Here is a 21,928-nt window from a genome sequence, read left to right as displayed (position 1 = left end):
AGATTACCGTGAAGATTTTAAGGAGCGTTTCTGATGAAAATTTTCCAGGGATTGACGGAACTGGTGCTTCTGATAAACGGCGAGAATCGTAAGGTTGCGGTTCGACCCGGAGACACGCTCCTGCACACGTTACGCCGCGGTCTGGGGCTCACCGGGACAAAACGGGGGTGTGAGAACGGTGATTGCGGTGCCTGCACCGTTCAGGTTGCGGGAGTTCCCATCAAGTCCTGCTACACCCTGACAGTGGATGTAGCAGGAACGGCGATTACCACCATCGAGGGGCTGCAGGGGACTCCGGTTCAGAGGGCTTTCGAACAGGCCGAGGGCTTTCAGTGCGGCTATTGCACCTCAGGATTTATCGTCAACGGTGATGCCTTTCTCCGCCGATGGCCCGGAGTCGCTCCCGGGATCGAGCGCCAGGTCTGGCTTCAGTCAAACATCTGTCGTTGTACCGGGTACGAGACGATAGAGAAGGCGATGGACCGGTCCCGGCAGTATCCACCAAAATAAGGGGGTCTACTTTTTCAGACTGTTCCGCAGCCTGTTGCAGAGGACATGAATAACGCCCCGGGCAATCCCGGGGTGATCGGCCATAACCGAGTCAAAGGCGTCTTTCTCTATCTTGAGCAGACTTGTCTCCTCCAGGGCTGTTACCGAGGCGGACCGTGGCTCTGGATCGAGGACGGCCATCTCTCCCACCACCTGACCCGGCCCGAGTTCGGCGAAGCTCCTGGTCTCATCGTGGACCGAAACCCGTCCCTCCCGAATGATGTACATGCAGTCGCCCATCTCGCCTTTTTTTATAAAAGTTTCCTTTGGCGGAGCGTCCACGTCCTCTCCGATAGAAGCGATATGTGCCAGTACTGCATCGGGAATGGTGGAGAATATATCGGCAGCTTTCAGGGTCATCACCCGTTCAATTGTGGTCAGCATAGATTCCTCCAGGGTGTGACCGGCTATTCCCGTCACGGCAGCCGCGTACTCGGCGCAGGTGCGCAACCATTGTTCCGGCCAAAGATCGTTTTGGGTCAGGATTTCTTGTATCTGCCCGTGCCCGTCAATGACGGATAAACCAAAGAGCTCGCGGAGTAGCGGGATATCCCCGGTTTCTGTATTTTCGATCACGGCAATCACATGACGCTTGATCTCGGGCTCCAGGAGCACATCGAGCATCTCACTTGCCAGGGCTTTCTGTTTTGCCGTGCCCTCCATTATTTTTCCCCGGGCTCCCATGATCTCGTCGGGATTGTACAGCAGGGTGCAGAGGGTGAAAATCCGGTCCTCCTGTCGCCGGTACTGGTCCTGAAGCGCAGATATGAGAGGTCTGATCTCCTGGTGCAGGGCTTCAAGCAGATGGGTTGCCACAAGAATCCGGGCTGCCTTTTCCGAGTTTTCCAGAATCCGTTCCAGAACTCTTTTTCTTGTCTCCGGTGATACGGCCCGGTAGCCCCGTTGCGAGAGAGCGCTTTGAACCGTTGCCGCCATCTCGCCGTTGCTCCGGGTCATGAGGGCCTCTTCGAGAAGCGTTCCCACCCGAGGATCGGAAATCCGGGCGCAGAGGCGGATCATTCTGATCGATCGAGGGAAAGGAATTTCCGGATCCCCCTCGAGACACCTCTTTAACCAGGGAAGAAGGTCTCCCTCAAACCTGACCAAAGCGGAGATGGCTTCGGCCCGGGTGCTTACCGGATCAATCCAGGGAAGCACTTCCGGGATCAGTGCCGGGTGGCAGACCATGCCAGCTGCCTTGAGAGATGCCGTAACCACGCTCTCCGAGGGGTCTTTCAGCAGACCTATCAGGGGATGGTAGAAATTTCTGATTCCTGTTCGTTCCAGTATGCTTGCCGCTTCGACCCGCTCCTGGATATCAGAGCTACCAAGCATGGAGTTGAAGACGTTTCCAGCCTGAAGGATTCCATTAATTCCTCCGTAGAGGAATAATCCGCTTACGGCGGCGCTTCTGATCTCCGGAGAGGGGCTCTCGAGATATTCCGACACAGAACTGGCCGGCTCATCCACGGTGGCGCAGAGCGCCCTGATTCCTGCAGAGCGGAGGGACGTATCGTCCGATTGCAGAACCGCCCGCTCCGCGGCATCCTTTCCCCAGGCTGGTTTCGCCCGTTCTATCCGCTCCAGCAGATCCCTCCGGGCTTCTGTCTGCAAAGGGCGTTCCAGCAGGTCCCGGATTCTATCGGTATATGAGGGGTGGGCCGCCTTCTCCAGAAGGTCCAGACCGCTACGAAGGATCCAGGGGTCTTGCGCTTCAAGAAGCCGGTCCACAACCTGCATTGTGGATGCGTCTTCCAGATTGAGTTCCATCTCGCCAATGTTCCGCCGGCTGAGGGTCTTGCGGAGCTGGGCACTATAGGCCCGGTAGAGAAAGAATCCCACCACTCCGCAGAGGCCCGTCACTATCAGTGTGAGGTAGGCCGCCACGGTTGGGGTGTAGCGCGTCATCCGGGCGAAGGAGACAAGCAACAGCCCCGCCAGGCCGTAACTGACGGGAATTCCGATCCCCTGGGCAAAGGTATGAACGATATCCCGTTCTTTTGGAGGCAACGGCTGGAAGGCGCTTTGGATAGAGGTTTTTACGAAACCGGAATACATTGCGTAGTCGACAAACTGGGAGACCACTACCAGGATAAAAAACCATCTGCCGGGAGTTCCCTCGACCAGGCCTGCTACCAGAGCAGCCACAAGCATTACTGATACTCCCGCAGGGCTTCCCGCCAGGCCCAGGGGCATACCAAAGCGTATCAACAGGCGCCCCGCTGCAAAACTGAGAAAGAGGAAGCTCACAGCGGTTGTCCCAGATTTTGCCAGACCAATGAACTGACTCATCTCGGACTGGGTCAAAAAGAAGCGCTGCGCCTGGGAGTACACAATATATTGCACCAGCAGGGAGATCATGGAGGTGATCATCTGGTATCCAAAAACCAGCAGGGTATAGCGTTTTCCCAGAATTGCCAGGAAGGCCCGGACCCCGTGATCGCTTTTGCGCCGGCTCTGTTCGTGACGATGGGCGTGGTGCCGGGCCTCTGCCGGGCCGATGTACTCACCGACAACCATCAAAACCATCAGGAACGCACCTGTCATGGAGACCCCTCCCACAATCAGGAGCCGTTCCAGGGAGCCCGTGAGAGTTGTCAGGGGGCCCACCATGATACCGGCAAGAACCACGGCGAGTATCTCCCCGCCGGTAATCTTGGGGTAGCGGTTTTTTATCGTTCTGGCATCGTAGATCTCCACCGCCTGGGATCCCCGCAGCATCATCAGGTAGAGAGTTCCCATGGTATTCATCACCATAAGGGCGTAGATGACCCAGGAAAGGTTCAGGAAGAGCAAGGCAAAATAGGCCAGGAAAAAAAGAACCGTGAAAAGGGCCGTGACGATCAGGGATGTCCTGGCTAGATGGAGTTTCCCTTCCAGCGCGTTGAAACCGATCGTGAAGAAGGGAACGGTCACCCCCACCAGAACATAGACGGTTCTCAGGCCGGCGGAACCAAACTCCACCACCAGCAGGGTATAGGCCACGTTGAAGAGCAACCCGAAGGAGAGTCCTGTAAAAAAAGCCTGTCCTGCCAGCAATAACAACGCCCTGTCCCGCAGGAACGAGGTGCTGACGGTTACTTTCGGCCCATGCAACGTTGTGGTGTCCACGGTACAGAAAGGGTAGTTCATGGGATGCCGGGGTTCAAGACTGGCCGGATTTTTTCGGGGAAATCTGCGGGATCTGGTCCGGGCGGGGAGCGGAAGGGCAGAAAATGCAAAGGCCAGAAAAAACAAAAAGGCCGCCGGTCTGCAATGACCGACGGCCTTTTGTGCCCGAGAGAGGACTTGAACCTCCACGTCCGTAAGGACACTAGACCCTGAACCTAGCGCGTCTACCAGTTCCGCCACTCGGGCAACAACCGTGGAACATGGTAGCGACAGGGGCCTCTTGTGTCAAGCGGTGATGCTCCAAAAACGGCGCGCCACCTCTGCGACAGCCCCTTCGGATGCGGTCTGGGCCAGCACCAGATCGGCCACACCTTTCAGCTCGTCCCGGGCGTTGGCCACGGCGATCCCCAGCCCCGCTGTGGCGATCATCTCCAGATCGTTCAGGCTGTCCCCCAGAGCAATGGTTTCCTCCAGGGGAATTTTCAGGTGCCCCGCCAGTTCGTGCAGGGCCTTGCCCTTACTCACCCCGGGGGCCATGATTTCCAGGTATTCCGGCTTTGAGAAGACTCCGTCGAAGAGGCCCCGGGAGCGTTTTATCAACTCGTCCCTGTGGCGCGGCAATTCCCGGGGATCTCCGATAACAAGCAGTTTGGGTGAACCCAGGGGAAGGTCTGCTGCCATATCGGGTGTCTGCAGGCAGTTCATTCCCGTATCCCGGGCGTAGCGAGCGCTGCGGGGATGGTCCTGTTCAGTCAGAAAGGACTCGTCCCGGTACCCGTGAACGAGAAGGGATTCCTTCCGGGCGTACTCCATGACGATTCTCACCGCCTCCTGAGACAGAAGATGCTGAAACAGAACGGTGTCGGACTTCACGGTACTCACCCGGGCCCCGTTGAAGGAAATGAGATACTCCGTATCGTCGGCGGGGCCAATTTTCTCGGCGAAGGGCCTCATGCTTACGGTGGCTCTGCCCGAGCTGAGAACCACCGCCACACCCTGGCGGTGCAAGCGCGCCAGAGCAAGCCGATTAACCTCGGGAAAGGAACCGTCCGGGGCCAGAAGGGTGTCATCAATGTCTGTTGCGATCAATCTATACATGGCACGTACTGTACGCGCCCCTCCCGGTCGGTGCAAGATAGGGCCATGGAAGCAACGGGAATAGCAGTAAAGATGCCTGTCCGGATTGAGAGTGGCCAGGTGGCTTACGAAATGCGGCTTGAAGATCCCCGGTCGGGGGTTGGCACCTCTCCGGCGGCGGTTCGGACTCTTCCCATCAGCACCTTTCTGGGCAAACCCCTGCGGTTGGAGCACCGGGGTGAGTACGCCTGTGTTCGCTGCGGGACCGCTCTCAAAAAAGTTTTTGGCGAGGGATTCTGCTACCCCTGTTTTCGCAACGCCCCCGAGGCGGCCGAGTGTATCGTGAAACCGGAACTGTGTGAGGCTCACCTGGGGCGCGGCCGGGACGTTCAGTGGGAAGAAGACCATCACAACCAGCCCCACGCCGTCTACTTTGCCCGGTCCAGCGCCCTGAAGGTAGGGGTCACCCGACTGACCCAGGTTCCTGTGCGCTGGATAGACCAGGGAGCCTCCTGGGCGGTGGTGATCGCCCGCGTTCCCTACCGCCAGCTGGCGGGGCGGATCGAGGTGGCCATGAAAGCGCTCTATACAGACCGGACTGCCTGGCAGCGTATGCTGAAAGACGAGACACCGGCTGATCCCGTGGATCTGGCAGTGGAACTGCAACGGGTACGGGAGCTTTTGGCTGACTGTGAGCCGGAGCTAACGGAATATCTGGTGCAACCCGGCCAGGCTGAGCCGCTGACGATCTCCTATCCTGTGATTGCCCCGCCGGAGAAGGTCAAGTCAGTGAACCTGGCAAAAACTCCCCTGGTAGAGAGCATTCTTCAGGGAATCCGGGGGCAGTACCTGATCTTTGAAGGAGGCGCCGTCCTGAATGTACGGCGCCACAGCGGGTTTCGCCTTCGGATCTCGGTTCTTGGCGGTTAGTCCTCGTCGCTGACGATCTTGATCTTCATTCCCCCAGGGTTTCTCACTTCTTCCCGGGAGGGGACTGTTACCTTGAGAATGCCGTTGCGGAAGACCGCCTTGGCCTGTTCCCGGTCAAACTTGTCTTCGGGAACGTAGTACTTCTGGGGTGGGATCTCCTTGAGTTTGAGCCGTCGGTGAAAAAAGATAACCTGGTCCGCGTTGGCGCATGCCTCGGGTTCAGCGGCACTGAGCACCATGTAGTCGCCGGAGAACTCCAGGGAAACCTGGGTATCCCGGTATCCTGCCAGGGCAAATTCAAAGACGATGGTTTTGTCGGGCATCATGTAGATGTTCGCCGGGGGAAACGAGTACAGAGAATAATAGTTGCGATGCTCTGCCGATTTCCGGAAATCGAAGCCAAGATCCCCAAAGGTATTGGCGAACTCCTCGGTGGCTTCGAAAATGTGATCGAAAAGCTGTCCCAGATCCAGATAGTCCCTGTTGTGCATGTCATCACCTCCCTGGTGGTTTGAGTAATGGGGCGGTCCTGCGGACCCGCACCAACGGCCCTTTCGGCACCGTACTCATCTAATATAGTGCAAAATGCTGTTCCCGGGGAAACGATGGTAGTACCTTTTCCTCGCGGAAGGAGAAAACATGCCAGACAAAAACATGACAAAAATACTAAACAAAAAGTCGAGAGCCATGACTCAAGGGGTAGAACGCACGGCAAACCGGGCAATGCTCCGGGCCGTGGGGTTTGAGGACGATGATTTTACCAAGCCGATCGTGGGAATTGCCAGCGCCGACAGTGACGTCAGCCCCTGTAATATGCACCTGGATCAAATTGCCCGCTATTCCCGGTCCAGGCTCAAGGAGTCTGGATCAATGCCCCTTACCTTTCACACCTTTGTGGTCACCGATGGAGAGGCCATGGGTCACGAAGGAATGAAATCCTCCCTGGTTTCCCGGGAAGTGATCGCCGATGTGATAGAACTCTCGGCCCGGGGACACCAGATGGACGGTCTTCTGGGCATAGGGGGCTGCGATAAGACAATTCCGGGAACGGTCATGGGAATGGCCCGCATGAACGTTCCCTCTGTCTTTGTCTACGGCGGATCCATCGCTCCGGGGATTCACCGGGGAGAACCCGTAGATATCGTGAGCGCCTTCGAGGCGGTAGGAGCCTGCAGCGCGGGAGCGATCACCGACGAGGAGCGGTTGCTCATTGAAAAAGCAGCCTGTCCCGGCGCGGGGGCCTGCGGCGGAATGTACACGGCGAATACCATGGCTTCGGCCATGGAGGCTATCGGCATGAGCATTCCCGGGAGCGCCTCCGTCCCTGCCGTGAGCGAGCATCGGCAGTGGGTTATGGAGGCCAGCGCCGACGCCCTGATGAACTGTCTCAGGGAGGATCTTCTTCCCCGGGATATCATGACCCGCCGGGCTTTCGAGAACGCCATACGCCTTGTGATGGCCCTGGGAGGTTCCACCAATGCAGTGTTGCACCTGCTCGCCCTGGCCCGGGAGGTTGACGTGGAGCTTTCGATCGACGATTTCAATCATTTCTACGATTCAACCCCCATCGTGACGAACATGAAGCCGGCGGGACGCTACGTGATGATAGACTTGTACAAGGTGGGGGGGGTGCAGATGGTAATGCGCATGCTCCTGGACGAGGGGCTCTTGCACGGTGATTGCATGACCGTTACCGGCAAAACCCTGGCAGAAAACCTCTCCAGGGTCCAGGTACGGCTGGAGGGGCAGGAGGTGGTGCGGAGTTTTGCCGATCCCGAGCAACCCCGGGGACCAGTGGCCATACTCAAGGGAAATCTGGCCCCCGAAGGAGCCGTCGTGAAAACCTGCGGACTCAACGAGTTCAGTCACACCGGCCCCGCCCGGGTATTCAACAACGAGGAGGAGGCCCTGGAGGCGATTCTCCAGGACCGGGTAGTTGCCGGAGATGTGGTGGTGATCCGCTACGAAGGCCCCAAGGGAGGTCCGGGAATGCGGGAAATGCTCTCTCCCACGGCGGCGATAGCTGGGGCGGGGCTCAGCAAGAAGGTTGCTCTTATAACGGATGGCAGATTTTCCGGCGGAAGTCACGGCATGGTGGTAGGTCATGTGGCGCCGGAAGCGCAGGCAGGAGGTCCTGTCGGACTTGTCCGGGACGGAGACCTCATCACCATCAGTACGGCAACAAAGGAACTCACGGTGCACCTGGAGGAGAAGGAACTGGAGAGTCGCCGGGCGGACTGGACTCCCCGGGAGACAGGCTATCATCGGGGGGCTCTGGCCAAGTTTGCCCGCCTTTGCAGCAGCGCTGCCACGGGGGCCGTTACAAGTTGATACCCGGAAGACCGATGATACCCGGAATGGATCGGAAATTTGTTGACATCGGTCGTGGTGAATTATGATCTTCAGGGAAATCCCTTCAGGAGCGGGCGTCATGACGAAGGCTGTGTTCGTGTTCTGGTCAGTGTGCCTTTTCTCGTTCACGGTCCGGGCTGATCCCTCGGAGGGAGCCACCGGTCTGCACCACCGGGTATACCGTTCCTATGTGGAGGGAAACGTCACCCTCTGGGCCGAAACCATCGAGCAGTACGAGCAATTATACGCAGCCTGGTCCCGGACAGAAGACCTCTACAGCCTTCTGCTGGCGCGATACGGCTACACAGGAAGCGCCCTGGAGCGGGGCGAGAAGACCGTGGCCCGGGCTCACCTTTCCAGGGCTCGCCGGGAGCTGGAACTCCTGATGCACCACAGCGAAGGGGATGCGCGCGCCTGGGCTCTCCGGGGGGGCATTAAGGGATTCCATATCCTCCTGCGGCCTCTTGAGGCGCTTCGGCTCGGCCCTGAAAGTTCCCGAGCCCTCGATCATGCCCTGGAACTGGATCCTCGGGAGCCCCTGGCATGGCTGGAGCGGGCCAACGCGCTCTTTCACAGACCTGCCCTGTTTGGAGGAAGCAAGGAAGGTGCCCGCGATTCCTATCGGGAAGCGGTGCGGCTATTTGAGGAGGATCTGAAGATTCGTGAGAAATGGCTCTACCTGAATAGTCTGGTTGGGCTGGCCAGAAGTTTATGCCATATCGGAGAAATCGGGGAGGGGGTTGCTGTCCTTGAAACGGTTTTGACCATTGAGCCGGACCTGAACTGGGTCCGGGAGAAGCTGCTGCCTGCCCTTGCTGCAGGGAACTGTCAGGGGGAATCACCATGATCCGTGAACATCAGGAACTGTACGCCCGGGTTTTCAGAGCGGGGAGCAAAACCTACTACACCGCGAGCCTCTTCTTTCCGGAATCGGTGAAGAAGGATGTTTTCCTGCTCTATGGTTTTGTCCGGGTGGCTGACAACTTTGTGGATGCTGTCCCTCAGGATGCTGACGGGTTTTACAGGTTCTGTCAGCGCTACCGTGAAACCTGGGCTGCCGGTCCGGATGCTCTATCGGGCGATCCCATTATCGACGGCTTTATCGAATTAGCCCGCCGCAAGAATTTTGATCCCTCCTGGGCCGAGGCCTTTCTTCAGTCCATGGCGTGGGATCTGACCCGTCATAAATACGACCGGATTGAAGAGGTGCTGGAATACATCTATGGCTCTGCCGAGGTGATAGGATTGTTTATGGCGGCAATACTGGACCTGCCCCGGTCGGCCCACGACGGTGCCCGTGCTTTGGGACGTTCCATGCAGTACATTAATTTCATCCGGGACATCGATGAGGACCTTTCTCTGGGACGGCGATATCTCCCTCTGGGCGAGAGTCCCCTGCCGGGCCTGACCAGAGACGAGGCCCGGGCTCACCCGGAGGAGTTCGTCTCCTTTATCCGGGATCAATCCCGTCTGTACCGGGCCTGGCAGAAAGAGGGCGAAAGGGGATATCGCTATTTGACCAGAAGAGTTTTAATTCCCATCAAAACGGCCTCGGATATGTATAACTGGACAGCTCGTCGGATTATGGACAACCCCTTTCGGGTCTACCAGGGAAAAGTAAAACCCTCCCGGTTGCGTATACTCCTGGCCATTGCCTGTAATAGCGTGAAACTTCTCTTTCACCGGGAAGTGCAAGGCCAGCGACCTGTGGCAGAAGAAATGAAAGAGGCCTGAAAGGAGATTGCTGTGGATAGCTATACCGTGATTTCCCTGGTTATTCTCGCGGGGCCCCTGGCCTTGAGTTTCGATAGCAAGGTTGCCTTCTATCAATACTGGCCGGGTGTGCTGGCTGCCTGCTTTCTTGTGGGTGGTTTATATACCATCTGGGACATAGGGGTTACCCGCCGCGGCCACTGGACCTTCAACCCCAAGTATACCGGCACGCTACGGGTCTGGGGATTGCCCCTGGGAGAAGTCCTCTTTTTTTTCGCAGTCCCCTACGCGTGTTTATTCATCTATGAGGTTGTGGTGGCCTATTTCGGTGATTCGCTCTGGTTTCAGTGGCCCCTCTGGTTGAGTGCTGTCCTTGTCCTGATATCGGGTCTGACAGCCTGGAAATACCGGGACCAGGGATATACCCGGCTGGTGATGCTCTCGCTGGTCCTCTTTTTTCTTGTCCAGCTCCTTCTGGTTCCCGACCTTCTGGCAACCCGGGCATTCTGGATCTTTTTGTTTCTGAGTTTTCTGGCCTTCCTGGTGTTTAACGGGCTCTACACGGCTCTGCCCACGATCTGGTATAACCCCCGGCAGATATGGGGACTCAAGGCTGGAACCATTCCCCTGGAGGACTTTTTTTATAACTTTTCCCTCCTGGGGTTGAGTCTGGTGATTCATCTCACCCTGCGGGGCGGTCTGCCATGGCTACAATGAAAAAAGCGGGAACGGCTCTGGTTATCGGCGCCGGGCTTGGAGGGCTTTCGGCAGCATTGGAGCTTGCCAGCCGGGGCTGGAGGGTGCAGGTCCTTGATCAGAGAAGCGGCCCCGGGGGGAAGGCCTTCACGGAGCGCCTGGGGGCGTACCGCTTCGACACAGGCCCCAGCCTGCTGACGCTCCTGCCCGTTTTCGATGAGCTCTTTGCCCGGACAGGGGTGGAACGGGAAGATTATTTCCGGGTGCAGCACCTGGAAGAGATCACCCGCTATTTTTGGCCCGACGGGAGCACCTTGCGATCCTACTCGTCGGCGGAGAAGCTGGCCGATTCTTTTTCCAGGGCCGGTATCGCCCGGCCGGAGGAGATCTTTGCCTACCTGAGGCACTCCCGGAAAATCTACGAAGCCAGTACTCCACTCTTCCTCTACGAGACCCTGAATCCCCGCTCTTTCTGGCGCCGCCCCCGTCTCTGGCCTCAGCTGTTCAAAATTCTCAAACTGGATACATCGAGAACGCTCCATGAGGTGCATCAGGCCTTTTTCAGGGATAGCCGGGCCCGGCAGTTTTTTGATCGCTACGCCACCTACAACGGATCGAATCCCTACGAGGCCCCGGGGACTCTGGCCCTGATTGCTCACGTGGAATACGGCCTGGGGGCCTGGGCTCCCGAGGGAGGAATCTACTCCATCCCCCTGGCCATGGAGAAACGAGCCCGGGAAATGGGTGTTGAATTTTATTATTCCTGTGCCGCAGAACATCTTTCGCCCCCCGTGAAAGAGCGGGACCTCTGGATCGCCGAGACCTCTCGCGGGTCCTTCGAGGCAGACGTTCTCTTTTCGAATATCGATCCTCACGGGTGCCACGATCTTTTGGGAACTCCCCGCGATGCCCGCCGATACAACGTTGAAGACTCCAGGCTCAGTTCCTCGGCACTGGTTTTTTACTGGGGTGTGCAAAACACCTATCCCCAAATGGGGCTGCACAATATCTTCTTCGGCGCTGATTATCCGGGCGAGTTCCGCAGCATCTTTCAAGCGGGAGAGGTGCCGGATGATCCCACCATTTATGTCAACATCACTGCGAAGTACGTGAAAAGCGATGCTCCCGAAGGGTCGGAAAACTGGTTTGTCCTGATGAACGCACCTCCCCGGGGCGATCAGGATTGGAATGATCTGGTCCCTTCTGTGAGAGAGAGGGTTATTGCTTCCCTGGAAAGGCGCCTCGATCGGGATATCGGCCGGTACATTCAGGAAGAGTCCTGGCTGACCCCACCCATGATCGAAGATTTGACCGGGAGTTATCGGGGGGCCCTCTATGGTCCCAGTTCAAACCACTGGAAATCTGCCTTTTTGCGACACCCCAACAAGAGCCCTCTCCATCGTCATCTGTATTTTTGCGGTGGATCGGCCCATCCCGGTGGAGGGATGCCCCTGGTGGTTCTCTCGGGGCGTTTAGCCGTGAAAGAGCTTGAGAGGAGTTGGTGAGCGTTCCCGGGAAGGAATGAATGCCCGAGACAAAACAAGAATGCAAGGAGGTTTCATGAAGAGAGATACGTTTCATGCCGCCGTGGCTGTTCTGGATTCCCGGTGGCGCAGGGTGGGGGCAGTTTTTTTTATCCTTTATAGTGTGGGGGCTCTGGGGCACCTCTTTGGTCCCACCCGGGAAATCATGCTGGCCATGACACCCTGGTTCCTCCTGACTCTCGGTGTAGTATCCCTTCTTCCTCTTGTAGCCGGGGGGCGTCGCTACGTCTGGTTCTGGGCTGTGGGAACGTTTCTACTGACCTATCTGCTGGAGGTCCTGGGAGTCCATACGGGGCTGGTCTTTGGAGGTTACCAGTATGGTCGGGGTATGGGGGTTCCTGTCTTTGGAGTCCCTCCCCTGATTGGTTTTAACTGGGTTCTGGTCTGTCTGGGGGCGATCAGGCTGGTTCAGGGCTGGACGCTGCCCTGGGGGGTGAAGGTTCTGATCGCCGCCGCGTTGGCCACCGCCTTTGATTACCTCATGGAGCCCGTGGCGATAGCTCTGGGCTACTGGTCCTGGGCAGGCGGCGAGATTCCCTTGCAAAACTATGTCGCCTGGTTCTTGATTGCCCTGGTGGCAGGATTCTTCTATTTTGTCGGCCCTGTCAGGATCAAAACCCGGCTTCCCCTGCTTCATTTGGGAGCCCAGGCGTTCTTTTTTCTGGTACTGCAGATCTTCGCTGGTGGCGGTTAACGGGGAAGGGATTCCTGGAGAAATTTTTTCGGCTTTCTCTGGTAGAGGTGCTGGTCCGCCTTCAGAATAATCTCATCAATGGAGCCGTCAAGATGCGTGGCGTAGCCGAAGGAGATGGATAGTTCTTCATGTTTATATGTCTCTTCCAGCTCCCGGAAATCGTGACGAATACGAGATTCCAGTGCTCTTGCCTGGGAAAGGGTGGTGTGGTGCAATAGCAGGATAAACTCATCTCCTCCGTAGCGGATAGCTAAATCTTCTTCTCGGCAGGACAATTTCAAAATGCGGGAAAAAGCAAGCAAAACCTCATCGCCCACAGGGTGGCCGTGGATATCATTAATTCTCTTGAAGTTGTTCAGGTCCATCAATACAAGGCAAAAGGTATGGAGGTGCTGATGAGAAATTGCATCGTAAAAAAATCGCCGGTTATATAATCCCGTGTGCGGGTCGGTGGTGGCTGCGTCGTACATGCGCTGATTCTCGTGCCTGAAAGAGCGATTAATCATGTAGAGGGAAATAATCATTATCGTGGAGGCCACGAAGAAATGGATGGATAAATCGAGAGCCCGCTCTTTTGGAGGCGAATAGAGAGAAAACTGCCCGGGATGAAGAACCTCATAGTGAAAGAGCAGGATCGTGATCATCAGCGATGACACGGCAAAGACATATTCCCAGGATTTAAGGGTCAGGCAGGCCATGATAACAATGAAAGCAAGGGCATAGTAGGGCATTGCGCTGTACGATCCCGGTGAGGTCAGCCATGCCAGAGGAAGGTACACCCAGGCAAGGCCTGCCATGTAGATTCGCGTGATAGCGGTGCGGGAATGAGAAGACCGTTCCCTAGTATAGATGAAAAACAGAAGTCCATGAAGGCCTGCGGCGAGCAAGGGGAGCCATATGTTAACGGCGGGTCTTCCGTTGATGGTGTTGGCCAAGGTGGCAAAGGAAAAGGCCAGGCCGGCAAAGACGAGGACAATCTTGAAAATTTGAGCCTTCACACCTTCAAAGGACTTTTTCTGCAGGTGATACCACTCCACACATCCCGCCTTTCACACAAAGACGAAATAATAGGAATGATTCCTTCTTTCGGCAAGACGTAACGGCATTTCTTGGCCCGTTCCGGGATGAGGTCGGCAGATCGAACCAGATTCATCTGAATATGTATATACCAAAACAGGAAAAACCTTGAAATGACAAGGTTAATACATTGACAGGATTTCCGGATATGCTATCATTAAAGACAGAACATTTCCAAAGGAGGGCTGTTTTGTACGCAAAGCGCCAAGAAACACGATTGTTAGCTGTTGCAGGAGTTGTGGCATTTCTGTTGATCCCGACTGTCCTTTTTGCGGGCGGGTCCTCAGAAAAAGGGACCGACCAGATCACAATCAGAATCGGAGAACACCCGGGACCCCACGTGGCACCCATGGAGGACTATTTCATTCCCCTCTACGAAGAGAAAACGGGTATTCGTATAGAGATGGAGGTCCTGCCTCCCGATCAGGTGTGGCAGCGATTTCAGATGGATGCCCCCGACGGGGAGTGGGATATTGGATACCACAGCCCCGGATGGTTCGGTTATTTTTACGAGCACGTGGCCGATCTGGCTCCCCACATGGCTCGCCACGGCTTTGATCCCTACAAACATTACCCTGAGGCGGTTATCCAGTCTCATATGGTAAACGAAATGCTGCGTCCCGGTGAGATCATCGCCTTGGCGCGAAACCCCCAGTCACCCATCATGGCCTACCGGACCGACTGGTTTGAGCACCCCCAGGAACGGGAAGCCTTCCGCCAGAAATACGGCCGCGATCTGGAGCCGCCCGCCACCTGGGAGGAGCTCTATCAGGTAGCTTCCTTTTTTACCAGGCCCGCCGGGGAAACCGTGGCAGGGACAACCCTTCGGAACGATCTCTACGGCTACTCCGCCTCGATCAGCGAGCCGGGAGGAATGGCGAGAGCCTTTCTGGCAATCGTGAAATCCCTGGGCCTCGACGGGTTCGACGATCAGTTTCGAACCGATCTGGACGACCCTATCTTGCTGGAGGGGGTAGAGTACTGGACTCGGCTTGTGGGAGAGACCTTTCCCGAAGATGCCCTGGCGTGGAATTTCCTGGAACACCTTGATTTTTTTGCCAGCGGACGTCTTGCCATGGCAGAACTCTGGCCCGAGGGAGTGATGACCGCCGAGAGCGGTGCTTCCGAGGGGAATGTGGGGTACGCGGTATTGCCCCAGTGGCCGGGAAACCGGAAAAATCTTTCCGTGGGGCGGTCTTTTCTGGGCGGCGGCGGTGTTCTTGTCTTTGATACACCGAACCAGGACCACGCCTATGATTTCCTGCACTGGCTCCTGGTAGAGAACGCCGTGGAGTTCACCAGAATGACCGCCATGTTCGCTCTGAACGAGCAGTTCGAGAATCCGGAGATCCTGGAATCCCGGCCTTTCTATGCCGAGTTTCTGCCGGTCTTTCAGGAACAGATGAAGCATGCCTTTCCCCGGCAGCCGATTGCAGAGTGGGGAGAGGTTATGTACACCCCGGTGGGCCAGTTTGCGGCGGATGTTTTCTTTGGTGTTGAGTCACCCCAGGCGGCTCAGCAACGGTTGATTCAGAATATGAACAACGTCTTCCGGCGTGAAGGATATCTGAAGTAAGGAACGACCAGGAATGAGATGGTTCAGCCGACCCCGCGTCGGCTGAAAGTGTCGAGTATTCACGGGGCTTTCCCGGAGAAATATTTCCTCCAGGAAGGCCCCTGCAGGAGCCGTGAATGGCAACACAACGATATTTCCGCCCCTGGTATTTCATTTTCCCCGGGGCGGCGCTGGGTCTGATCACGCTGGGGTATCCCATCTTTCAGGCGATTTATCACAGTTTTCACGCCGTAACCATGAGACGGCTTGGCGACGGGGTCTTTGTCGGGCTGGATAATTTTGCCCAACTTTTTGGCGATCACCTCTTTATGCGATCCATTGTAGCAACCGTCCATTTTACCCTGGGGAGCACCCTTCTTGCTGTAGGGTTCGGGTTGTTTATAGCGAGCGTAATGAGCAGCCGGGGTATCCGGGGAACAGCCTTGGCCAGATTTTTCATGGCTTTTTTTCTGATTCCCTTTGTAACAACCCAGGTCGTAACAGGAATACTGGGAAGGCTCTACGTATGGCAGACGAGTTATGGCCTGGTCAACTTTCTTCTTGAGACAGTCGGTCTGGAACGGGTGAGGTGGCTCACCAGTATGGACCACGCCATGACCGCCACGGTGATCACCAACGGCTGGCGCATGGCTCCTTTGGCGCTCCTGATTTTCTATGCAGCCCTGGCAACGATCCCTGATGAGATCGTCGAGTCGGCCGAAGTAGACGGGGCATCCTTCCTCACGCTCTGGTTCCGCATCAAGTATCCCATGATCCGGTTTCACCTGGGCTTTGTCTCGCTGATCATTCTCACCTCGGCTTTCAGGGAGTTTGATGTAATCTACGGGCTCACTGGAGGCGGCCCTGGTCGCTCCACCGAGGTGTTGAGCATTCTGGTGTACCGACTGGGCGTTACCCAGGGGAACATGGGCATGGCCAACGCTGTGTCGGTGACCATGCTGGTAATTGTCTCGGTTATTACTATTGCAGCAGTAAAGATCGGAAAACTTGGAGCAATGAGCGAGTAAACTATGGGTGAAGTACAAACGAAAATAAAGAATTACCGCTTGCGTCGACGACTTTCCTACGGGGGACGGCTGGTTATTCTTCTTGGCTGGCTTGCTGTCTGCGTGGTCCCGATCCTGATTCTCGTGATGGCCTCGTTGAAACCGACAAATCTTTTTCAGACGGTTCCCGAGATCCTTTCGTTCCAGGGAATGACACTGGAGAATTACAGCCGAGCCCTGCGGGGAGGAAACTTTTTCCTCTATCTGCGCAATAGTATGATAATTTCCCTGAGTGCCCTGGTGGTGGTCCTGGTTGTTTGTACACCCATGGCGTACGGAATTACCCGGCTCCCCTCAATTCGGCAAAAAAATATTGTGGTTTTTTCCGTTCTGAGCACGCGGTTTCTTCCCTACGTTGTTTTGGCTATGCCCATGTTCATGCTTTTCCGGCAGATGGGTATATCGGGAACGCTTACGGGTGTTATCCTGGCCCATCTGGCAATGCAGATGCCCATGATCGTGTGGCTCATGCTGGGGTTCTTTTCGGGAATACCCCTGGAGGTGGAAGAAGCGGCAGTAATCGATGGCTGTACACCCTTTCAGACGTTCTGGCGGGTCTCTCTCCCCATGGTTCTTCCGGGGCTGAACGCATCGGCCATTCTGGCACTCATCATCTCGTATAACGAGTTCCTTTTTGCGTTCTTTCTGGCGGGCCGCAATACCCAGCCCCTGACGGTGGGTATCACTCGATTTGTCGGCGGGGTTGATGTGGGCGCCCAGTATGGCGTCGTTGCCGCCTATGGAAGCCTTATCATTATTCCCATTATTCTCTTTGCTCTTGTGGCAAACCGGTATATTGTGAGCGGCCTCACCCAGGGTGCTGTGAAAGGGTAACGAGAAAACATGACAGATAGTATTCTCATCGGTATCGACATCGGTACCTCCAGTGTGAAGGTCTGTGTTCTCCAGGAGGACCGCGGAGTCCTGGGAGAAGGACAGGCCTCCTACGTTACGGTTTCTCCCCGACCGGGATGGGCCGAACAGGATCCCGAGGCATGGTGGAAGGGGACGTTGGAGGCGCTCGGAGAAGCTCTTCACAAGGCCCGCGATGGTGCCGGACGCTCTGGCCGGGCCCTCGAGATTAAAGGGATCGGTGTTACCGGACAGATGCATTCCTTTGTTCTCCTCGACAAAAACCACCAGGTCCTTCGGCCCGCCGTGACCTGGATGGATTCACGGGCAAAAGCACTGGTGCCGGAGGTCCTCGGGACGCTTGAGCGCCACGGGATGGAGCAGCGTGTCATGAACGCTCCTGCTCCGGGACTTACGGCGCTCCCTCTCTTGTGGCTCGCGAGAACCGAGCCAGAGGTCTTTTCCCGGGCGTCGGTTCTGCTGACAGCCAAAGACTACATTCGCTTCCGCCTGACTGGTCACCTGGCGTCGGATCCTACCGATGCTTCGGCGACATTGCTCTTTGATGTTCCTGGCCGGGTGTGGCTTGAAAATTTGCAGGAGCTCTTTGGATTTTCCGGTGATATTCTGCCTCCTCTGCAGGATAGCTGGGTTCAGGGAGGGGCCTTGCGGGAGGAGCTCTTTTCCGCTTTCGGAGTGAATCGGCCTGTTCCCGTTGCGCAGGGGTGTGGGGATCAGCAAGCCGCAGCGTTGGCTACGGGGATGATCAGCCCTGGAGTTATCCAGATGATGCTGGGGACAGGAGGGCAGATCTCATCTCCCCTGGCAAGATGCCCCCGGACCATTCCTGAGGGGCTCAACCTTTTTTGTCACCACCGGGACTGGCTTGTTCAGGGAAGCGTGCAGAACGCCGGTTCTGCCCTGGCCTGGGTGCAAGGGGTGTTGGGAGCTTCCTGGCTGGAGCTTGAAGAGGCTGCAAGAACCGTGCAGGCTGGCCGCGGGGGGCACGATGTCGCATCGCTCCCCTTCTTTGTTCCGTATTTGACAGGAGAGCGTTCTCCCGTGATGGCTCCCGAGGCAACGGGGAGCTGGCGTTTCCTTCGTCAGAGCACCTCTCGGGAGGATCTGCTGTATGCGGCCCTGGAGGGGGTTGTCTTCAGCCTCACCGGGGCGCTTGCCAAGGTTCGAGAGATTGTTTTCGAACCATCCGGGGACTTTTCCGGTGAGGGTCGGGTGCGCTTGGGGGGAGGAGGAACCCGTTCCGAAGCCTATGTGCAGCTTCTTTGCGATTCCCTGGGAGAGCCCCTGACGGTCTTGTCCGAGATGAACTCCACCGCCCGTGGTGCCGCGCTTCTGGGAGGGGTCGCCGCAGGGTGTTATTCATCCCTTGAGGAGGGGGTTCGGGTGCTTGCCATCAAACCTGAACGAGTTGTGTATCCCCGATTGTCCAGGACCGACTGGCTGCGGGAGCGTCGTGAGGCCGGAAAGAGGATAGCCCCGGAGTGGCACCCCGGAAGCTGACCGGTTTCGGGGAATATCCCCGGAAAGCCCCGCCCCGGGGCGGGGATAGGTTACGCTGAAGGTATGATGGAAGAGTCCCGTATCAGGAACTCCGGTTCTGCGCATATTTTGGTTGGTGCCCGACGAGGATTCTGGAGCCGCAGAAGCATCGTCTCCACGGCGAGTTCGCCCAGAGACGCGCAGGGCTGGCGCAGGGTTGTCAGGGGAATGCGTGCATATTCAGAGTATTTGACGTTGTCAAAACCGATAATTCGCAGGTCCCGGGGGATTTCCAGTTTCATTCGGTATGCCGTATGCATCAGGGCAATCGCTGTGGCGTCGTTGGCACAGATCATGTTCCGGGCACCGCTTTCTATCAGGGTCTGTGTAAAGGAGTCCTCCTGGGGCTCTCCGATGTGGACCCACCGGTCTGGCATGGATATCCCCCGCTCGGCCAGGGCAAGGCGTACCCCCTGGAGGCGTTCGTCCACGGTATAGGCTGACTTCTCGCGGTAGAGAAAGTCGATCCGCCGGGCTCCCTGGTCAAGATAGTGCAACGCTGCCATGTAGCCTGCCCGGGTATTGTCGATCCCTACCAGATCGAAAGGACTTCTCCGGGGAAAGGGGAGGTAGTCGCTGTCGAGCATCACCACGGGGATACGGGATTGTTCCAGGTGCTGGACGATGCGGGCGTTGGTCTCCTCCCGGGAGGGGACCAGTTCCAGGGGGACAAAAAAGAGACCGTCCACTCCCTGGTCAATGTAGCGCAGACAGACCTCCTCGAAATCCGAAGCGATCGTCTCGGTCCCGTGGGCTGAGGAGTCTCCCCAGAGCAGATGAAAGTCATGGAGTCGTGAAAGCTGGGCGATTCGTCCGCAGATTGGCTCAAAGATCTCTGTCACGCCCAATTTGGGGATCAGGAGTCCAAAATATCTGGCCTTGCTGTTCTTCTCCGTGTCCATTCGCGAGAGGAGACTTACAAAACTCCCTGAACCGGCGCGGCGGCTGATAAACCCCTCCTGCTGAAGCCTTGTCAGAGCTTTGGCCACAGTTGGCCGCGATACCTGGTACCGCTCCACCAGTTCCCGCTCCGTCGGAAGCTGCGCGCCCGGAGGGAAGACGCCCCGGGTGATCTCTTCCAGGAGATTGTCATAGATTTGCTGATGTTTTGGCTTATTTTGTGTATACATAATGATCTATTTGAGTATACCACAGATGGTCTGTTTTCGCACCACCGCCATGTCTGCACTTCCCGGGGTGTTGCCTCAGGGTGGACGAGGTTCCTGCGGGCCAGTAGGATAGCGCCCTATGAAGATACTGTATGTGGCGGAGATTGTGGGGAAACCCGGGCTGCATTGCCTGAAGACCACCCTGCCGGCGATGAAGCGAGATCGGAATATAGATTTGGTGATCGCCAACGGCGATAGCGTTACCGGTGGGTTTGGTCTCGGAAAGAACCACTCCATCACGATGAAGAAGATGGGTGTCGATGTGATAACCGGAGGAGACCAGCTTTTTTTCAAGAAGGACATGACCGAACACATCGGCCAGGCCCCCTGGATACTGCGGCCGGCAAATCTCTGTCCTGATACCCCCGGGCGGGGCTGGCGGCACTATACGATCAGCCCCGGCGAGACTGAGCTGCCCGAGGAAGAGGAATCAGAGGAGGGAGGTCTTTTGGAGCGCGTGGCTGTTATCAGTCTCCTGGGGCAATCGGGGTTCGATCGAATCCACGGGAGCAATCCCTATACCATGCTCTCTTCCCTGGTTGAGCGATTGCGCAAGAGAGCCTGCGCAATCATTCTTGATTTCCATGCCACCACCACGGCGGAGAAATACACCATGTTCCATCACGCCGATGGCATGGTCACCGCTGTGATTGGCAGCGGCCAGCGGGTTCAGACGGCCGATGCCCAGGTAATGCCTTCGGGTACTGCCGTTATATGCGATGCGGGTCGTACGGGGAGCCGGAGCAGCGTCGGCGGCTTTGCTCCGGGGCCGGAGATCAAAAAATACCTCTCCCGGTTGTCGGCAAAGTCCGAGGAGTCCTGGGAGGATCTTCAGCTCCAGGGGGTGCTACTGGAAGTGGACTCCGCCACGGGATACCTCCTGAGTTTTGAGGCGCTTCAGATTCCGTGCCAGTCTCCGGCGTGAAACACCATTGGGGACGGGTAATGCGTTGGAACCCGGATGATCGGGAGGCGCTGGTCCTGCCCCGAAAGGAAGGGTGTCGTGCCTGCGGGGGGAGCCGGTGCAGCGCCAGGCACCGGCTTCTGCGGGTGGCTGTGCCCGAAGATATGCCTGATCCCCGTCCCGGAGAAATGGTCTGGTTCCTCGCACCCCGGAGTGCCTTCGTGCGCGGGCTCCTCCGGTTTCCGGGAGCTCCCCTGGCAGCAGGAATCCTTTGGGGGAGATTTCTCCCCGGGGGGCCCTGGTGCGCTTTTCTGGCCGGTCTCGCTGTCCTGGGGCTGGCTGTAGCTCGCGGTTCCCGACGGGAGGACCTACCGGTGCTTACCGGGGGTGGAGGTCTCTCCCTTCAGGAGGATTCGTTCAAACCCGAAGAGTTCCGCCAGGATTCGTGATATCTCGTCCTTGATCCGCTGCATATCAGTGGGTGCTCCTGTTAGTTCCTGAAGCGATGTCTGCCCCCTGTCGGAGATTCCGCAGGGAATGATCCAGGAAAAATGGGAGAGATCGGTGTTCACGTTGAAGGCAAAGCCGTGGAAGGTAACCCGTTGCTGGACAGCCACACCCAGGGCCGTGATCTTTTTGTTGTCCACCCATACGCCACGATGCTCGGGGTCACGCCCGGCCTTGATCAGGTAGTGCTCCTCCAGGAGCAGGATAAAGGCCTCTTCCAGAAGATGAACGTAGCGCTTGAGGCTACGCAGGTGCTGGCGAAGATCCACGATGAGGTATCCCACCAACTGCCCGGGGCCGTGGTAGGTGGTCTCGCCACCCCGCTCGATACGTTCAATTGTGGCACCTGCTGCGTCGAGAACCTCCGGGGGTGCCAGAATGTCACTCTCGGCAGCGCTTCTCCCCAGGGTAATCACGGGAGGGTGCTCAAGAAGGAGTAACGTATCGGGGATCTCCCCCTGCTGGCGTTGGCGCACCAGTTCGTATTGAAGCGCCAGGGCCTCTTTGTAAGAAACCAGACCAAGATCCCGCACTTCCAGGGGTGCTCCCTGTCCAAGAGAACCCCGCACCG

Annotated in this window: 20 protein-coding genes and 1 tRNA gene; 14 read left to right on the top strand and 7 right to left on the bottom strand. The window is 57.1% G+C overall.

Features of this window, described 5'->3' with window-relative positions; translation table 11 throughout:
• Positions 1 to 33 precede the first annotated feature (33 nt).
• Positions 34 to 510, top strand: coding sequence for a (2Fe-2S)-binding protein (locus tag BW950_RS09550; RefSeq protein ID WP_076489072.1), 477 nt, complete (start codon positions 34 to 36; stop codon positions 508 to 510).
• Positions 511 to 516: 6 nt separating this feature from the next.
• On the opposite strand, the gene BW950_RS09545 is transcribed toward BW950_RS09550, so the two are convergent.
• The 3 genes from BW950_RS09545 to BW950_RS09535 all read right to left on the bottom strand — a co-directional run bounded on the left by BW950_RS09545 (position 517) and on the right by BW950_RS09535 (position 4,758).
• On the bottom strand, positions 517 to 3,681 hold the full coding sequence (locus BW950_RS09545; RefSeq protein ID WP_143559196.1) for a cyclic nucleotide-binding domain-containing protein: 3,165 nt from the start codon (positions 3,679 to 3,681) through the stop codon (positions 517 to 519).
• Positions 3,682 to 3,822: 141 nt separating this feature from the next.
• Positions 3,823 to 3,906 (bottom strand) — tRNA-Leu (locus BW950_RS09540).
• Positions 3,907 to 3,945: 39 nt separating this feature from the next.
• A complete protein-coding gene (locus BW950_RS09535) occupies positions 3,946 to 4,758 on the bottom strand; it encodes a Cof-type HAD-IIB family hydrolase (protein ID WP_076489070.1) in 813 nt (270 codons plus the stop codon).
• A gap of 45 nt (positions 4,759 to 4,803) precedes the next feature.
• Between BW950_RS09535 and BW950_RS09530 the strand changes: the two genes are divergently transcribed.
• Entirely contained in the window at positions 4,804 to 5,667 is an 864-nt protein-coding gene (locus BW950_RS09530) for a DUF2797 domain-containing protein (protein ID WP_076489069.1), read from the top strand.
• On the opposite strand, the gene BW950_RS09525 is transcribed toward BW950_RS09530, so the two are convergent.
• Positions 5,664 to 6,158, bottom strand: coding sequence for an Hsp20/alpha crystallin family protein (locus tag BW950_RS09525; protein ID WP_076489068.1), 495 nt, complete (start codon positions 6,156 to 6,158; stop codon positions 5,664 to 5,666). The two genes, BW950_RS09530 and BW950_RS09525, sit on opposite strands and share 4 nt — an antisense overlap.
• A 148-nt stretch (positions 6,159 to 6,306) precedes the next feature.
• Here BW950_RS09525 and ilvD point away from each other — a divergent pair, with 148 nt between their 5' ends.
• The 6 genes from ilvD (at position 6,307) to BW950_RS09495 (ending at position 12,666) form a co-directional block, all read left to right on the top strand.
• Positions 6,307 to 7,998, top strand: coding sequence for a dihydroxy-acid dehydratase (gene ilvD / locus BW950_RS09520; RefSeq protein ID WP_076489067.1), 1,692 nt, complete (start codon positions 6,307 to 6,309; stop codon positions 7,996 to 7,998).
• A 100-nt stretch (positions 7,999 to 8,098) separates the two neighbouring features.
• A complete protein-coding gene (locus BW950_RS09515) occupies positions 8,099 to 8,866 on the top strand; it encodes a tetratricopeptide repeat protein (protein WP_076489066.1) in 768 nt (255 codons plus the stop codon).
• A complete protein-coding gene (locus tag BW950_RS09510) occupies positions 8,863 to 9,753 on the top strand; it encodes a phytoene/squalene synthase family protein (RefSeq protein WP_076489065.1) in 891 nt (296 codons plus the stop codon). The genes BW950_RS09515 and BW950_RS09510 overlap by 4 nt, the downstream gene beginning before the upstream one ends.
• 12 nt (positions 9,754 to 9,765) lie before the next feature.
• Positions 9,766 to 10,449 (top strand): lycopene cyclase domain-containing protein, encoded by a 684-nt coding sequence (locus BW950_RS09505; RefSeq protein ID WP_076489064.1) that lies wholly within the window; start codon positions 9,766 to 9,768, stop codon positions 10,447 to 10,449.
• Positions 10,437 to 11,933: a phytoene desaturase family protein gene (locus BW950_RS09500; RefSeq protein ID WP_083943899.1), complete on the top strand. Its 1,497-nt coding sequence runs from the start codon at positions 10,437 to 10,439 to the stop codon at positions 11,931 to 11,933. The genes BW950_RS09505 and BW950_RS09500 overlap by 13 nt, the downstream gene beginning before the upstream one ends.
• Before the next feature lie 55 nt (positions 11,934 to 11,988).
• Positions 11,989 to 12,666, top strand: coding sequence for a carotenoid biosynthesis protein (locus tag BW950_RS09495; protein ID WP_076489062.1), 678 nt, complete (start codon positions 11,989 to 11,991; stop codon positions 12,664 to 12,666).
• Here the strand turns inward: BW950_RS09495 and BW950_RS09490 are convergent.
• Positions 12,663 to 13,703 (bottom strand): GGDEF domain-containing protein, encoded by a 1,041-nt coding sequence (locus BW950_RS09490; RefSeq protein ID WP_076489061.1) that lies wholly within the window; start codon positions 13,701 to 13,703, stop codon positions 12,663 to 12,665. The genes BW950_RS09495 and BW950_RS09490 overlap by 4 nt on opposite strands.
• Positions 13,704 to 14,092: 389 nt before the next feature.
• Here BW950_RS09490 and BW950_RS09485 point away from each other — a divergent pair, with 389 nt between their 5' ends.
• The 4 genes from BW950_RS09485 to BW950_RS09470 all read left to right on the top strand — a co-directional run bounded on the left by BW950_RS09485 (position 14,093) and on the right by BW950_RS09470 (position 18,738).
• Positions 14,093 to 15,319 carry an ABC transporter substrate-binding protein gene (locus BW950_RS09485; protein WP_234969082.1) on the top strand — a complete coding sequence of 409 codons (1,227 nt, stop codon included), beginning with the start codon at positions 14,093 to 14,095 and terminating at the stop codon, positions 15,317 to 15,319.
• A 116-nt stretch (positions 15,320 to 15,435) separates the two neighbouring features.
• Positions 15,436 to 16,326: a carbohydrate ABC transporter permease gene (locus tag BW950_RS09480; RefSeq protein WP_076489059.1), complete on the top strand. Its 891-nt coding sequence runs from the start codon at positions 15,436 to 15,438 to the stop codon at positions 16,324 to 16,326.
• Between the two features lie 3 nt (positions 16,327 to 16,329).
• On the top strand, positions 16,330 to 17,199 hold the full coding sequence (locus BW950_RS09475; protein ID WP_234969079.1) for a carbohydrate ABC transporter permease: 870 nt from the start codon (positions 16,330 to 16,332) through the stop codon (positions 17,197 to 17,199).
• Between the two features lie 9 nt (positions 17,200 to 17,208).
• Positions 17,209 to 18,738 (top strand): xylulokinase, encoded by a 1,530-nt coding sequence (locus BW950_RS09470; RefSeq protein WP_076489058.1) that lies wholly within the window; start codon positions 17,209 to 17,211, stop codon positions 18,736 to 18,738.
• Positions 18,739 to 18,788: 50 nt separating this feature from the next.
• Here the strand turns inward: BW950_RS09470 and BW950_RS09465 are convergent, their stop codons facing one another.
• On the bottom strand, positions 18,789 to 19,907 hold the full coding sequence (locus BW950_RS09465; protein ID WP_076489057.1) for a GntR family transcriptional regulator: 1,119 nt from the start codon (positions 19,905 to 19,907) through the stop codon (positions 18,789 to 18,791).
• A 118-nt stretch (positions 19,908 to 20,025) separates the two neighbouring features.
• Between BW950_RS09465 and BW950_RS09460 the strand changes: the two genes are divergently transcribed.
• Both BW950_RS09460 and BW950_RS09455 read left to right on the top strand, forming a co-directional pair.
• Positions 20,026 to 20,871: a TIGR00282 family metallophosphoesterase gene (locus BW950_RS09460; RefSeq protein ID WP_076489056.1), complete on the top strand. Its 846-nt coding sequence runs from the start codon at positions 20,026 to 20,028 to the stop codon at positions 20,869 to 20,871.
• A gap of 20 nt (positions 20,872 to 20,891) precedes the next feature.
• Complete coding sequence (locus BW950_RS09455; RefSeq protein WP_076489055.1) at positions 20,892 to 21,299, top strand: hypothetical protein; 408 nt, start codon at positions 20,892 to 20,894, stop codon at positions 21,297 to 21,299.
• Here BW950_RS09455 and lipB read toward each other — a convergent pair.
• Complete coding sequence (gene lipB, locus BW950_RS09450) at positions 21,219 to 21,926, bottom strand: lipoyl(octanoyl) transferase LipB (protein ID WP_076489054.1); 708 nt, start codon at positions 21,924 to 21,926, stop codon at positions 21,219 to 21,221. The two genes, BW950_RS09455 and lipB, sit on opposite strands and share 81 nt — an antisense overlap.
• Positions 21,927 to 21,928: the final 2 nt, after the last annotated feature.

The sequence above is a fragment of the Alkalispirochaeta americana genome, from assembly GCF_900156105.1.
GTDB classification, from domain to species: Bacteria; Spirochaetota; Spirochaetia; order DSM-27196; family Alkalispirochaetaceae; genus Alkalispirochaeta; species Alkalispirochaeta americana.
Note: the sequence above shows the minus strand (reverse complement) of the source record. Positions and strands in the feature narration are given on the sequence as shown.

Excerpts from the sequence above, each read along its gene's own strand:
- BW950_RS09530 (WP_076489069.1), top strand. The coding sequence starts at position 4,804 with ATGGAAGCAACGGGAATAGCAGTAAAGATGCCTGTCCGGATTGAGAGT.
- BW950_RS09470 (WP_076489058.1), top strand. The coding sequence starts at position 17,209 with ATGACAGATAGTATTCTCATCGGTATCGACATCGGTACCTCCAGTGTG.
- BW950_RS09545 (WP_143559196.1), bottom strand. The coding sequence starts at position 3,681 with ATGAACTACCCTTTCTGTACCGTGGACACCACAACGTTGCATGGGCCG.
- BW950_RS09510 (WP_076489065.1), top strand. The coding sequence starts at position 8,863 with ATGATCCGTGAACATCAGGAACTGTACGCCCGGGTTTTCAGAGCGGGG.
- BW950_RS09500 (WP_083943899.1), top strand. The coding sequence starts at position 10,437 with ATGGCTACAATGAAAAAAGCGGGAACGGCTCTGGTTATCGGCGCCGGG.
- BW950_RS09495 (WP_076489062.1), top strand. The coding sequence starts at position 11,989 with ATGAAGAGAGATACGTTTCATGCCGCCGTGGCTGTTCTGGATTCCCGG.
- BW950_RS09465 (WP_076489057.1), bottom strand. The coding sequence starts at position 19,907 with ATGTATACACAAAATAAGCCAAAACATCAGCAAATCTATGACAATCTC.
- BW950_RS09525 (WP_076489068.1), bottom strand. The coding sequence starts at position 6,158 with ATGCACAACAGGGACTATCTGGATCTGGGACAGCTTTTCGATCACATT.
- BW950_RS09515 (WP_076489066.1), top strand. The coding sequence starts at position 8,099 with ATGACGAAGGCTGTGTTCGTGTTCTGGTCAGTGTGCCTTTTCTCGTTC.
- BW950_RS09480 (WP_076489059.1), top strand. The coding sequence starts at position 15,436 with ATGGCAACACAACGATATTTCCGCCCCTGGTATTTCATTTTCCCCGGG.
- ilvD (WP_076489067.1), top strand. The coding sequence starts at position 6,307 with ATGCCAGACAAAAACATGACAAAAATACTAAACAAAAAGTCGAGAGCC.
- BW950_RS09475 (WP_234969079.1), top strand. The coding sequence starts at position 16,330 with ATGGGTGAAGTACAAACGAAAATAAAGAATTACCGCTTGCGTCGACGA.
- BW950_RS09535 (WP_076489070.1), bottom strand. The coding sequence starts at position 4,758 with ATGTATAGATTGATCGCAACAGACATTGATGACACCCTTCTGGCCCCG.
- BW950_RS09485 (WP_234969082.1), top strand. The coding sequence starts at position 14,093 with ATGGAGGACTATTTCATTCCCCTCTACGAAGAGAAAACGGGTATTCGT.
- BW950_RS09550 (WP_076489072.1), top strand. The coding sequence starts at position 34 with ATGAAAATTTTCCAGGGATTGACGGAACTGGTGCTTCTGATAAACGGC.
- BW950_RS09455 (WP_076489055.1), top strand. The coding sequence starts at position 20,892 with ATGCGTTGGAACCCGGATGATCGGGAGGCGCTGGTCCTGCCCCGAAAG.
- BW950_RS09460 (WP_076489056.1), top strand. The coding sequence starts at position 20,026 with ATGAAGATACTGTATGTGGCGGAGATTGTGGGGAAACCCGGGCTGCAT.